General features: G+C 41.0%; 12 protein-coding genes. All 12 read left to right on the forward strand.

The window, feature by feature from the left end:
- Positions 1–5 precede the first annotated feature (5 nt).
- The 12 genes from H2672_RS09145 to H2672_RS09200 all read left to right on the forward strand — a co-directional run bounded on the left by H2672_RS09145 (position 6) and on the right by H2672_RS09200 (position 13,226).
- Entirely contained in the window at positions 6–986 is a 981-nt protein-coding gene (locus H2672_RS09145; RefSeq protein WP_186671004.1) for an ABC transporter substrate-binding protein, read from the forward strand.
- Between the two features lie 18 nt (positions 987–1,004).
- Positions 1,005–2,054 carry an ABC transporter permease gene (locus H2672_RS09150; protein ID WP_186671005.1) on the forward strand — a complete coding sequence of 350 codons (1,050 nt, stop codon included), beginning with the start codon at positions 1,005–1,007 and terminating at the stop codon, positions 2,052–2,054.
- Positions 2,032–2,832, forward strand: a complete 801-nt coding sequence (locus tag H2672_RS09155) for an ABC transporter ATP-binding protein (RefSeq protein WP_186671006.1) — start codon at positions 2,032–2,034, stop codon at positions 2,830–2,832. The genes H2672_RS09150 and H2672_RS09155 overlap by 23 nt, the downstream gene beginning before the upstream one ends.
- 37 nt (positions 2,833–2,869) lie before the next feature.
- On the forward strand, positions 2,870–3,661 hold the full coding sequence (locus H2672_RS09160; protein WP_186671007.1) for a fumarylacetoacetate hydrolase family protein: 792 nt from the start codon (positions 2,870–2,872) through the stop codon (positions 3,659–3,661).
- Positions 3,658–4,416, forward strand: coding sequence for a fumarylacetoacetate hydrolase family protein (locus tag H2672_RS09165; protein WP_186671008.1), 759 nt, complete (start codon positions 3,658–3,660; stop codon positions 4,414–4,416). The genes H2672_RS09160 and H2672_RS09165 overlap by 4 nt, the downstream gene beginning before the upstream one ends.
- A 22-nt stretch (positions 4,417–4,438) precedes the next feature.
- Complete coding sequence (locus tag H2672_RS09170; protein WP_186671009.1) at positions 4,439–4,828, forward strand: 5-carboxymethyl-2-hydroxymuconate Delta-isomerase; 390 nt, start codon at positions 4,439–4,441, stop codon at positions 4,826–4,828.
- Between the two features lie 587 nt (positions 4,829–5,415).
- A complete protein-coding gene (gene hpaB / locus H2672_RS09175; RefSeq protein WP_186671010.1) occupies positions 5,416–6,900 on the forward strand; it encodes a 4-hydroxyphenylacetate 3-monooxygenase, oxygenase component in 1,485 nt (494 codons plus the stop codon).
- A 188-nt stretch (positions 6,901–7,088) separates the two neighbouring features.
- Positions 7,089–8,012 (forward strand): 2,4-dihydroxyhept-2-ene-1,7-dioic acid aldolase, encoded by a 924-nt coding sequence (gene hpaI, locus H2672_RS09180; protein ID WP_186671011.1) that lies wholly within the window; start codon positions 7,089–7,091, stop codon positions 8,010–8,012.
- 437 nt (positions 8,013–8,449) lie between these two features.
- Positions 8,450–9,961, forward strand: a complete 1,512-nt coding sequence (gene hpaE, locus H2672_RS09185; RefSeq protein ID WP_186671012.1) for a 5-carboxymethyl-2-hydroxymuconate semialdehyde dehydrogenase — start codon at positions 8,450–8,452, stop codon at positions 9,959–9,961.
- An 18-nt stretch (positions 9,962–9,979) separates the two neighbouring features.
- On the forward strand, positions 9,980–10,963 hold the full coding sequence (hpaD, locus tag H2672_RS09190) for a 3,4-dihydroxyphenylacetate 2,3-dioxygenase (RefSeq protein WP_186671123.1): 984 nt from the start codon (positions 9,980–9,982) through the stop codon (positions 10,961–10,963).
- Between the two features lie 329 nt (positions 10,964–11,292).
- Positions 11,293–12,279 (forward strand): ABC transporter substrate-binding protein, encoded by a 987-nt coding sequence (locus H2672_RS09195; RefSeq protein WP_186671013.1) that lies wholly within the window; start codon positions 11,293–11,295, stop codon positions 12,277–12,279.
- Between the two features lie 152 nt (positions 12,280–12,431).
- The gene (locus tag H2672_RS09200) at positions 12,432–13,226 is read left to right on the forward strand and encodes a VLRF1 family aeRF1-type release factor (RefSeq protein WP_186671014.1); all 795 of its coding nucleotides are present in this window, start codon (positions 12,432–12,434) and stop codon (positions 13,224–13,226) included.
- The last annotated feature ends 86 nt before the right edge of the window (positions 13,227–13,312 follow it).

Consider the following 13,312-nt stretch of genomic DNA (forward strand, 5'->3'; position numbering starts at 1 on the left):
TTATAATGAAGAAAGGTTCGAAAAAAGTATTGGCTGTTATTTTCAGCGCTGTATTACTACTTGCGGCATGCGGAGATGGAAAAGTTAAGAATAACGCAACTTCCTCGAAGAAATATAAAATAGGCGTTAGCCAAATTGTAGAACATCCATCACTCAATGCAGCTTTTGATGGTTTCAAAAAGGCTTTAGAGGATGCGGGTATTGATGCGGAATATGATGTTCAAATAGCCCAAGGCGATAACAGTGCCAACACGACAATCGCGACGAATCTTGTCAGCGCGGATGTTGATTTAATATTCGCAAACTCAACTCCTAGTGCTCAAGCCGCTGCCAGCGCTACTTCGGAAATTCCAATCATTTTCACTTCAGTAACAGATGCGGTTGGGGCAGAACTCGTTGACTCTATGGAAAGTCCGGGAGGTAATGTAACGGGGACAATTGATGCGCATCCTGATGCAATCACAAAAACAATGAAGTTCCTTAAAGACGAATTGGGAGCAAAAAATGTTGGAATGGTGTTTAACTCTGGTGAGCAAAACTCCCGCGCCCAAGTAGATGCTGTAAAAGAAATGTTGAAAGATATGGATATGACTGTTGTCGAAGCATCGGTTTCTACATCCGCAGATGTGAAACAAGCGACTGAATCATTGCTTGGTAAAGTAGATTCCATGTATATCATCACAGATAACACAGTTGTTTCTGCACTTGAATCCGTCATTTCAGTCGCGAATGACAATAAAATACCAATGATGGTTGGTGAATTTGACTCTGTAAAACGAGGTGGCTTAGCAGCATATGGATTTGAATACTTTGACATCGGTTATGAAGCAGGAAAAATGGCTGTGAAAATCTTAACAGGTGAAAGTAAACCAGCTGACTTACCCGTTCAAATTCCACAAAAATTAAAATTGATTATGAATAAAGGCACGGCATCTACTCTAGGGCTCGACATTAAAGACGAATGGAAAGCCGAGTTTAGTGAGTAAATAGGAGGGTGATTCTACATGTTTTCAGCTGTATTTGGCTCTGTAGAGCAAGGAATCATCTATGCAATTATGGCACTTGGCGTGTATATTTCATTCCGAGTTTTGGATTTTCCAGATTTAACGGTTGACGGAAGTTTTGTTACAGGAGCTGGGGTTGCTGCCACGATGATTATCTTCGGATATCATCCGGTGGCTGCTACAGCAGTAGCCATTGTTATCGGTTTTCTTGCTGGGTGCGTAACTGGCCTCCTACACACAAAAGGAAAAATCAATGCACTTCTATCTGGAATATTAATGATGATTGCCTTGTATTCCCTAAATTTACGCATAATGGGACTGACGTCTGCCAATTCCATTGGTCGTCCGAATATACCTTTATTAAATGCCGAAACATTGTTTGTTCAGTTCAAAACATTTTGGAGCCCTCTAGGTATCGACACGTCAATTAACAATTTTTTTAGCATGCTAGGATTCCAACACTTGCCTTCAACCTGGGGTACATTGTTCATCATGATTATTATCGTTTTGCTCATTAAATTTGTCGTCGATTGGTTTTTGAAAACGGAAGTCGGTCTTGCGATAAGGGCTACCGGTGATAACAAGAAAATGATTCGTAGTTTATCAGCTAATACAGACACACTTGTTATTGTAGGTCTTGGCTTTTCAAATGCACTCGTTGCCTTTTCTGGAGCACTGATCGCCCAGTACTCCAAGTTTGCTGACATAGGAATGGGAATCGGAATGATTATCATCGGGCTAGCTTCCGTTATTATTGGTGAAGCAATTTTCGGTACGAAAACGATTATGCGAACGACATTTGCTGTCATTGCAGGAGCCATTATTTATAGAATTGTACTCGGCCTTGCACTTAGAGTGGACTTTCTCGATACGGGTGATATGAAATTAATTACAGCTGTTATTGTAATTGGTGCATTGATTTTACCGCAGTTCTTTGAAAAGAAGCGAGAAAAAAATAGAAAAGCTAAACGCCATGCAGAGCGGTTAATAGAGCATGAACAGTTGCAAATGAAGGGGGGGAATCCCGTTGCTAAAGCTCAGTCAGATTAATAAATTGTTTAATGAAGCAACACCTGATGAAAAAGTTGCTTTGGATCAAATTAATCTGACATTAAATCCTGGAGATTTTATGACTGTGATTGGAAGCAACGGTGCCGGGAAATCGACGATGTTGAATATGATTTCAGGCGCTCTTTCTCCTGATTTTGGAGTTATTGAAATTGCTACTAATGTTGTTACAAGAATGCCTGAATACAAGCGCTCACAAATGATTGGAAGGGTATTTCAAGATCCCATGGCGGGGACAGCTCCTACAATGACAATTGAAGAAAACCTTGCAATGGCCTATTCACGAAACAAAAAACGTGCATTAAAAAAGGCCGTTGATAAGAATCGTCGTGAATTGTTCCGTGAATCGCTTGAAACCCTTCATTTAAACCTTGAAAACCGATTGAATGCAAAAGTAGGAATGCTTTCTGGCGGAGAGAGGCAAGCACTTTCACTGTTGATGGCTACCTTTACACAACCATCTATTTTGCTTCTTGATGAACACACAGCTGCACTAGATCCAGCACGAGCCGAATTAATTACAAAATTAACAAAGCAACTTGTTGAAAAGGATCAACTTACAACGCTGATGATTACCCATAATATGCAGCAAGCGCTCGACCTAGGGAACAGGCTTATTATGATGGATAAAGGGCAAATCATTTTAGAAATAGATGCCGATGAGAAAAGGAAATTAACCATTCCTAAACTGATGGATGAATTCCAACGCATACGCGGCGAAAAGTTAACGAGCGACAAAGCATTGTTATCCGTGTACTAATTTCTATTTGGTTATGCGTAGCAAAGGAGTGGAACGTATGAGCAGGGCAAGGATCAAAGTGTTGGGGGCAAATGAATTAGTTGCAGTGGATGTGAATATAGTTACGAATACCATCACGATAAAGGACAGCGTATTAAGTGCCAATGACATACAGTTTGACACCCCGATTACAGGAACAGTTTTTGGTACGCTTTTGAACTATAAAGGAGCACTTGATAGACTGGGCGATACTGTAAATGAAAAACCATATAATTCACCGCCAATTGCTCCTGTTCTTTATATAAAACCGGCAAATACCTTCAACTGGTATGGTGCTGCAATTCCTATGCCAGCGGGGATATCAAGGCTGGAAATGGGGGCGGCTCTTGGGTTGGTCATAGGAAAGCAAGCCGTCGCTGTGGATGAAGAAAATGCGCTGACTTATGTGGCGGGCTATACGATTGTCAACGATGTCAGCGTGCCGCATGATAGCGTATACCGTCCAGCTGTTCAGCACAAAGCACGTGATGGATTTTGTCCTATTGGGCCATGGATTATCGACCGGCAAGAAGTGGATAACCCGGATGATTTAACGATCCGCGTATTCATCAATGATAAACTTCAGCAGGAAAATTCTACATCGAATTTGATTCGTTCGGTCACTCGTTTACTCGCGGATGTTACTGAGTTCATGACGTTAAGTCCTGGAGATGTGTTACTCGTAGGGGTTCCTGAAGATGCACCGCAAGCCCAAATAGGCGATAAAATTCGAGTCGAAATTGCTGGTATTGGCAGTTTAGTCAACGTTATTGTAGACGAAAAAGAATTCAAATGGAGCGGGACAATATGAGAAAAGCACGAATTGCATATGGGGGTGCCATTCATGAAGCAATTGAATGGGAAGGGCAACTCAAATTAAATGATGGTCGACTAGTTGAAGAGAGCAAAGTAACTTGGCTTACGCCGATAGAGCCACGTACAGTATTTGCGCTAGGGCTTAACTATGCGGATCATGCAGCAGAACTTGCATTTGCCGCGCCAACTGAACCTCTTGTCTTTTTAAAAGGACCGAATACCTTTATCGGACACCAAGCCTATACGCGTCGTCCCGCGGATGTTACTTATATGCATTATGAGTGTGAGTTGGCCGTCATCATCGGTAAAACAGCTCGAAATGTCAAAAGAGAAGACGCCTACAACTATGTAAAAGGCTATAGTGTCGCTAATGATTATGCGATAAGAGATTATTTAGAGAACTATTACCGTCCCAATTTGCGCGTGAAAAATCGTGATTTGGGTACGCCATTCGGCCCGTGGATTGTCGATGCGGTAGATGTTGCCGACCCAATGAATTTGAAATTGACGACGCATGTCAATAACGAACTCGTTCAAGAAGGAACGACGGCGGATATGATCTTTGATATCCCGGCTCTTATTGCGTATTTAAGTAGCTTTATGACGGTGAGTGAAAATGATGTCATTCTAACAGGGACTCCTAAAGGGTCTGTCGATACAGCTGTCGGTGATATAGTCGTCACCGAAGTTGAGGGAATCGGACGCTTGGTAAATACCATTATCGGAGATGAATCTTTTATAAATCGATAGTGTGAAAAGGAGAAGAATCTGCTTGCCACATATTATTGTAGAGTACACGGATAATATTAAAAATGAAGCAAATATTGCAAAGCTATTTGAGGAGATTCATAAAGTCTTGATTGCACGAGATATGATTTTTCCTGTGGGGGGAATCCGCTCAAGGGCAATTGAACTCAAAGAGTATCGGGTGGCAGATGGTGCTGAGGATGATGCTTTTGTCCATGCCGTGTTGAAAATTGGGGCTGGACGTTCGGAAGAAATAAAGAAAGAGGTTTGTGATGCGCTATTTGAAGTGATGAAAGAACATTTCTCGCTAGTAATGGCCAAGCGTTATTTAGCCTTGTCAATGGAATTAATCGAGTTTAGTGAAGCGGGTACTTATAAGCAAAATAATATTCATGCGAGATTTAAAAAGAGGTAAGAATGCTATATAGACGGTACTTAACAAGTGGCATGTTCTTCCAACACCGCTTAGTCGCTTGGTGATGGCCTTACGCAATAAGCCCGCCAGAAGAACACTGTCGGTCTTATTACTCCGGCGCCTGCAGGATGCGGGTGTGCAGCCTTTGCCGCAGGACGCGGCGCTATTGGGCTGCCTTTCATTAGTGTCGCTTCTTCGCTATATTTGTTCGTTATACAGGTAGAGGTGTTCGCCACCTAGTTAATTCTAAATAAGAAGTAAGAAATGACTATATGTGCTGCACATATGAATTATTTAAGTTCTTACGCTTTTGGAGATTGTTTGGTGTTGCCTTTTCTCTTCAGTGTGCGGTGTGAATAACTGGAACAATGCATTTTTTTCATTGTACTAGTAATTTCCTTATCTATGTAATTGAGCGTAGGCGCCTTACAGGGGTAGCCGAAGCCCTAAGACTGGCGGCGAAGCTGCTTGGCTTAGGGCGAGAGGCATCCCCAAGCGCCGCAGCGGATTCAATGGGAATTCTTTATTTCGATACAAATAGAATGAACTGTGAAATTTCACTTTATCCAAAATAAGGAGGGAATAGAATGGGCGCACGAACGGGGAAAGAATATATTGAAGGTATTAAAGAACGGAATACGGAAGTATGGATCCATGGTAAAAAAGTAGACGACGTTACCATTCATCCAGCATTTAAAAATGTAGTGGAAAGCGTTGCGGGTCTGTATGATTTACAACATGAAAAGCCAGAAAAAATGCTCTATACGTCACCGATAACCGGTAAAAAAGTAGGGCTTTCTTTTATTGCTCCTAAAACAAAAGAAGATTTGTTTAAGAGACGTGAAATGCATACCGAATGGGCAACTTTTTCCGGAGGCATGATGGGGCGTTCCCCAGATTATTTGAACACGAGTATTATGGCCTTCGGTACAGCCAGTCAATTTTTTGCGCAAGAAGGCGGCGGAAGTGATCAATTCGCCAAAAATGCTGCAGATTACTATGAGTATGCACGTGAAAATGACATTAGCCTAACCCACACATTAATTCATCCACAGGTAAACAGGTCGATGCTAACGCAAGCAGAGCAAAAAGATCCATTTCTCTCCGCACGTATTACGAAAAAGACTTCAGACGGAATTATTGTCAATGGTTGTCGTCTCTTGGCAACATTAGGTGGTATCACTGATGAGCTAGTCGTATTCCCTTCCACTATAAATAGAACGCCAGGTACTACAGATGACCCCTTCGCATTTGCATTTGCAATCCCAAATAATACAAAAGGTTTAAAATTCCTATCCCGTGAATCCTTCGACTATGGTAAAAGCAAATGGGATCACCCACTAGGTGCTAGGTTTGATGAGAGTGATGCAATCATTTCATTTGAAGATGTGTTTGTTCCATGGGAAAGAGTTTTTGTAAGTGAAAGTACTGATATATGTAATCGTACGTATACCGAGACAAATGCGGTTATACATATGACGCATCAAGTTATTGCTAAAAACGTCGTAAAAACAGAATTTATTCTGGGTGTTGTCATTAGTATGATGGAAGCAATTGGTATTGATAAATTCATGCATGTTAAAGAAAAAGCAAGTGAAATCATGGTGATTTTAGAAGTGATGCGTTCTCATTTATATAAATCTGAGCACAATGCAAAAATTGATCAATACGGCAATATGACGCCAGATTTTGAACCGTTAAATGCAGCACGTAACTGGTTCCCGAAAATGTATCAGCGCATGAATGAAATCATTAAAATTCTAGGCGCGTCAGGATTGATGGCGCTGCCAACTGAAGCAGACTTTAGCAATACGGATGTTGGGCCGTTAGTACATCGTTACACACAAGGTGCAACTATTAACGGCGAGGAAAAAGTGCAGCTATTCCGCTTAGCATGGGATATTTCCATTAGTGCGTTCGGTAACCGACAAGCGCTCTATGAATATTATTTCTTTGGAGATCCTGTGAGAATGTCGAATGCTTATTATGATGGATTTGATAAGCAACCTTATAAAGACATGGTTACAAACTTTTTAGATAAAACGAAAAAAGAAGCTGGAATAGTATTTTAATATCAATCGAACAAATATCTACCTGTATAAACTAAGCGAAGGCGCCTTTCAAAGGGGAGCCGAAGCCCTAAGACTGGCGGCAAAGCTGCTTGGCTTAGGGCGAGAGGCATCCCCTAGCGCCGCAGCGAATTCTATGGCGTTCCATACTTCAATATTTACAGTTACTAACTTAAGAGGAGTGGGTTTTAGTGGCATATGAAGAAGCTAAAAAGAAGTTAAGAGGTTCAATTTGTCCTGTCGTTACACCCTTTACTGAAAGTGGTGCAATCGATGAAAAAGCATTTACTGACTTGATTAATTGGCAAATTGACAGCGGAAGTCATGGGATTTCTGTTACAGGAACAAGTGGTGAACCGAGTTCTTTGACAATTGCTGAAAGAAAACGAGTAATGGAACTAGCAAAAGAAACGATTGCTGGACGTGTGTTTTTTGCACCTGGAACAGGATCTACCAATCATGATGAAACAATGGAGTTAACGAAATATGCAGAAGAATTAGGTGCGGATGCTGCAATGGTTATCGTACCTTACTACAATAGGCCGAACCAGGAAGCACTTTATCAACACTTTAAAACGGTTGCGGATTCAGTTACAACGCCAATCATTATTTACAATATACCAGGTCGATCCGCCGTCAATATGGAAGTTAGCACGATGAAACGCTTAGTTGAAGATTGCCCGAACATTATCGGTGTTAAAGAAGCAAACAAAGACTTTGAACACGTAAATCGCGTGCTTCTAAATTGTGGAAGAGACTTCCTATTATTCTCAGGAATCGAACTGCTTTGCTATCCAATGCTTGCAATTGGCGGTGCTGGATTTATAAGTGCTACAGCAAATGTTGAGCCAACGAAAGTTGCCGAACTTTACAATGCGTGGGTTGCAGGAGACGTTGCTAGAGCACAAGATCTTCACTTCGAATTAATGCCATTAAATGATGCACTCTTCAAAGATACCAATCCAGCACCGGTTAAAGTAGCACTTGGGCTGATGGGGAAAATTACGCCGAAACTTCGCTTACCTTTAGGCTTACCATCAGCTGCAATCCAACAAGAAGTTCGAGAATCACTTATTGAACTTGCTATTTTACCTAGGGAAGTTAATGTGAAATAAATCTACTATATAATTACATTTAACACGTGGGTTGTTCTTCCAACACTGCTTAGTCGCTTGGTGATGGCCTTACGCAATAAGCCCGCCAGAAGATCACCAAGGAGGGATTGAACTGCATCCCTCCTTGGTCTTATTACTCCGGCGCCTTCACGATGCGGCGATATTGGGCTGCCTTTCATAAGTGTCGCTCCTTCGCTAGATTTGTTCGTTATATTGGTGAGGTATACCACTTAGTTAATTCTAAATAAGTAGTGCTAAATATATTTATGTTAATTTATTGAATTTTGAATCCGGTGCTAGTTGATGCCGCAATTCAAAGGGCTCTATTGTGTTCGTATTTGAACACAGCGCAGGCATCCCCTAAGCGCCGAAGCGTTATTTGATGGAATCATTATCTCAATCTATATAAAACAATAATAAGAAAATAGGTGATAAGTATGATATCAACCCACAAGTCAGCTTCTTACAAACATGAAACACAAAAGAATATTTTACACTATATAAATGGAGAGTTCACTCCTGCCTTTAGTGGGACAACGATCAAAAATATGAATCCGTTTACTAATGAACAAATCAATGAAGTTGCTGAAGGGCAGTCTGCTGATATAAATAAAGCAGTAGCAGCTGCGCGAGAAGCCTTTGATCATGGTCCATGGAAAACGATGAAACTTAAAAAAAGAATGGCCTACATTTATCGAATTGCTGATTTGATTGACGAAGAAATAGAGAAAATCGCTTACTTGGAATCACTTGATACGGGACTTCCAATTAGCCAAACTCGAAATATGGTAAGCCGTGCTTCTGAAAACTTTAGATTTTATGCCCGTATGGTAGAAAGTCGTCTTGTTGGAGATGCCTATCAAGTAGATGATGAATTTATCAACTACACAATTCATGTGCCTGTAGGAGTTGCAGGATTGATCACACCATGGAATGCTCCCTTTATGTTGGAGACATGGAAAGTTGCGCCAGCACTTGCGACAGGTAATACCGTTGTTTTAAAGCCAGCAGAACTTTCTCCACTTTCGGCAAATCTATTAGCTGAAGTGATTCATAAAGCTGATCTTCCAAAAGGTGTTTTCAACGTTGTTCATGGCTACGGCGAAACAGCAGGGGACGCGCTAGTTAAGCATCCTGATGTCCAGCTTATTTCATTCACAGGGGAAACAACGACGGGTTCAACGATCATTAAAAATAGTGCCGATACACTAAAAAGTTGTTCGATGGAACTTGGTGGAAAATCACCAATTATTGTCTTTGAAGATGCTGATTTCAATCGTGCATTGGATGCTTGCGTCTGGGGAATTTACTCTTTTAATGGCGAACGATGTACTGCGAACTCGCGCTTGTTTGTCCAAGAAGGGATTAAAGATAAATTTATTGATGCACTAAAGATACGTGTTGCACATATTAAAGTTGGTGACCCCCTCGACGTAGATACGGAGGTGGGGCCGCTGATCGATAAAGGGCATTATAGTAAGGTCAAAAGTTATTTAGAAATTGCAAAAGAAGAAGGTACTGAAGTGATTACTGGAGATATCCCAATTGAATTAGTTAAAGGGAACTTTGTGGCACCGACGCTTATACTACATGCCGAAAATAACATGCGCATTGCACAAGAAGAAATTTTTGGTCCAGTACTAACCGTGATGACATTTAAAGATGAAGATGAGGTTATTAAGCTGGCAAATGGCGTCGATTACGGACTTGCGGGTTATGTATGGACGAACGATATTAAACGGGGTCACCGCGTTGCGCATAAAGTTGAAGCAGGAATGCTTTGGGTGAATGCTCAAAACGTTCGTGACTTGAGAACGCCTTTCGGAGGCTCGAAATCCTCTGGAATCGGTCGTGAAGGTGGACATTACGCCTTCGGTTTTTATACTGAACAGAAAGTTATTCATGTTTCAATTGCTGATCATCACATTCAGCAGTTCGGGAAAATATAGGGGGGTATGGTGAACACGATGGACTTTTCAATCATTCGAATCGCGAGAACCGTTCTACATGTAGTAGATTTGCAGGTGTCTCGTGAGTTCTATGTTGATGGATTAGGCATGATTGAAACAGAAAGTGATGAAAATCATATTTACTTAAGAGGTTTAGAAGAACATTCGCATCACAGTTTGCTATTGAAAAAAGCAGAGAAAGCCGTTGTTGAAGTACTTAGTTATAAGGTGGAAAAAGAACAGCATCTTGATGAAATTGAAAAGCTTTTCATTTCACAAGGTCTGAAAACAAAATGGATGGCAAAAGGGGTACAACATGCAATTGGAAGAACTCTTCGAGTGCATGATATCTCAGGCATTCCATTGGAGTTTTTTGCAGAAATGACCACCGTTGACCGGATGCTGCAGCGCTATGAGCTTTATCGAGGAGCAAAAATTCAAAGGATAGATCACGTAAACTGTGCAGTACCTGATGTTCAAAAAGCCTTTGATTTTTATGTCAATCGCTTAGGATTCTCGTGTTCAGAGTATACGGATACTGAAGAGGGGGATTTGTGGGCAGCATGGCTTTATCGGAAACCGACTGTTCATGACCAAGCATTCATGAGTGGTCCTGGTCCAAAATTGCATCATTTTGCTTACTCACTGACAGATCGGCTAAGCGTGCTTGATTGCTGTGATGTCTTAGCAAGTATGGGTTATGCAGATTCAATTGAACGAGGACCTGGGCGCCATGGATTATCCAATGCCTTCTTTCTCTATTTGAGAGATCCAGATGGCCACCGCATTGAGCTTTACACGGGTGATTATTTAACAAGCGACCCAGATTTAAAACCGAAACGCTGGGATTTAAATGACCCACTTCGCCAAACGTTCTGGGGTCACAAAGCGCCAGATTGCTGGTTTAATGAAGCAAGTACGTTCATTGATATTGAAACGGGTGAAGAAATTGATTGTCAAGAACCGTTATTGGCACAAAGACAACCAAAAATGATGACTTAAGAATTGAACTAAACTAACGTATAGAATAATTATGAAGAACCTATGAAAAAGGACTAACTTTTTCGTAGGTTCTTTTTGTATTGGTGAAAACGGGCGATTACAAAACAATTGGAAGGCCTCTAAATTGAATTACGCCTTCGCTTGGGTCCAATTTGGACATGCTAGGGACAATCCAATGCGAATAACGCGAATGTAAGCGCTTAAGTATTCTAAATGTTTGGAACCTCATTGACTATCAAACTCAGTCGGTGTAGCATTATGAAAAATTACCATTTAGAATCAAATTTTTACAAAATAAGCAGATTTAATTAACTAAAGGGGGAAATGGAATGAGAAGAAACTGGATAAAAATGACGATTTTCATTATTAGTGCTGTATTACTTCTTGCGGCATGTGGAGACGGAGGGAAAAAGGAATCGAGTACTAATGAGGACACAAAAAAATATAAAATAGGTGTCACGCAAATAGTAGAACATCCCTCATTGAATGCTGCTTATGATGGCTTTAAAAAGGCATTGGAAGATGCAGGGCTTGACGTGGAATATATAGTGCAGAATGCACAAAATGACAATAGTGCTAACACAACGATTGCTACAAACCTTGTTAACTCGGGTGTAGATTTGATTTTTGCAAATTCGACACCCAGTGCACAAGCTGTAGCAAGTGCGACTCAAGAAATTCCAATTGTATTCACATCAGTCACGGATGCTGTTGGTGCTGAATTAGTAGAATCATTGGAAAATCCGGGAGGTAATGTGACGGGCACAATTGATTTGCATCCTGATGTCATTAGGCAGACACTGAAGTTCTTGAAAGAAGAATTAGGTGCGAAAAATGTAGGTATGATTTTTAATTCTGGAGAACAAAATGCACGAGCTCAAATGGATAAGGCAAAAGTATTAGCACAAGATATGGATTTAACTATTGTTGAAGCGTCTGTTGCTACTTCAGCGGATGTGAAACAAGCTGTGGACTCATTGATTGGTAAAGTCGATTCGATGTATATCATTAAAGATAACACGGTTGTTTCGGCGCTTGAAACTGTAACGTCAGCTGCGTATGAAAATAAACTGCCAATGATGGTTGGTGAGCTGGACTCCGTGAAACGAGGCGGTTTAGCAGCATACGGCTTTAATTACCATGATCTTGGCTATGAAACAGGTCAAATGGCAGTGAAAATCTTAAATGGAGAAAGCAAGCCCTCCGAATTGCCTGTTCAAGTTCCAAAAAACTTGAAATTTGTAATGAATGAAGATGCTGCATCTAAAATTGGTCTTGAGATTAAGGAAGAGTGGAAAGCTGAACGTAGTGAATAACTAGCGAATGATTCATCATGATTTCCGTGAGTTTTGGTGCTGTTAGTTAAACTTGGCGTCTTATGTAGACAGTATCCCTCATGATTCGTTTTAGACTAGACGTGCGTGGGTATGCTAGTAACGAATCAAAACTCAAGGAGGGTAATGAAATTATGTCATTAAGCAAAGAACTTCAAACCTTAAAAGACTTTCACTGTGATAACCGTTGTGTATTGAGTGTCTATTTAAACACCAATCCAGGTGATCCAGAGCAATTAAATGGGGCGTGGAGAATTCATTTGAAGAGTGGTTTGAAGCGGATTGATGAATATTTGACGGCTTCGGATGATGAAAATGAATTGAAAGCATTTAATGAGCTAAAGAAAAAAGTCGCAAAAGAAGTCGAGGATAATAAGAATGATCTAAGCAAAGGTGTCGTGATTTTTGCATCAGTTGACCCAGAGTTATGGTCGGTTCACTATGTTCAGGTCCCAGTGAAAACCAGCTTCCACTGGGAAAATCACCCGGTGACTGAAGAAATGGAGTATATGTACAAAGCGTATCCGGAAGCAGGAATTATTTTACCCAGCTTTGGGGAAGTGCGTATCTTAGACACATCAATGGGAGCTGTCCTTGCCGATTTCTCCTATGATTTCGACCCGAATCTGGAAGGGTGGGGGGAACGAAGTAAAGCTTCTGCTGCCCATAATGTAGGAATGGGAAGCTCAAAAGGTGACGCAATTGAACCACGCCTGAGAGAAAATCTGCAGAGGTTCTACAAAGGAATGGGTGAAATTATCGGAACACTGAAGAAAGAACGCGGTTGGCAAGAAATCCATGTGTCGGGTGAAGCCGATTTAGCAAACGCCTTCGCTGAAACGTTGCGAGAAAAACCAGCAAGCTGCATTTACAAAAACCTAAATAACAGTAAGCCGAATGATGTGATTCACCAAGTCTTTGAAAAGTAAATATGCGAAATTGGAAACACGAACTGCTCTTTATTAAAAGAGCAGTTCGTTTTTTTGTTCTATATATTTGGCACTACTTATTTAGA

This window comes from Sporosarcina sp. BP05 (assembly GCF_014282005.1).
In the GTDB taxonomy this organism is placed as follows: Bacteria; Bacillota; Bacilli; order Bacillales_A; family Planococcaceae; genus Sporosarcina.

Bases quoted from the DNA above. Each gene is read 5' to 3' on its own strand.
- H2672_RS09160 (WP_186671007.1), top strand. From the start codon at position 2,870: ATGAGCAGGGCAAGGATCAAAGTGTTGGGGGCAAATGAATTAGTTGCA.
- H2672_RS09145 (WP_186671004.1), top strand. From the start codon at position 6: ATGAAGAAAGGTTCGAAAAAAGTATTGGCTGTTATTTTCAGCGCTGTA.
- H2672_RS09195 (WP_186671013.1), top strand. From the start codon at position 11,293: ATGAGAAGAAACTGGATAAAAATGACGATTTTCATTATTAGTGCTGTA.
- H2672_RS09150 (WP_186671005.1), top strand. From the start codon at position 1,005: ATGTTTTCAGCTGTATTTGGCTCTGTAGAGCAAGGAATCATCTATGCA.
- hpaD (WP_186671123.1), top strand. From the start codon at position 9,980: ATGGACTTTTCAATCATTCGAATCGCGAGAACCGTTCTACATGTAGTA.
- hpaB (WP_186671010.1), top strand. From the start codon at position 5,416: ATGGGCGCACGAACGGGGAAAGAATATATTGAAGGTATTAAAGAACGG.
- H2672_RS09165 (WP_186671008.1), top strand. From the start codon at position 3,658: ATGAGAAAAGCACGAATTGCATATGGGGGTGCCATTCATGAAGCAATT.
- H2672_RS09200 (WP_186671014.1), top strand. From the start codon at position 12,432: ATGTCATTAAGCAAAGAACTTCAAACCTTAAAAGACTTTCACTGTGAT.
- hpaE (WP_186671012.1), top strand. From the start codon at position 8,450: ATGATATCAACCCACAAGTCAGCTTCTTACAAACATGAAACACAAAAG.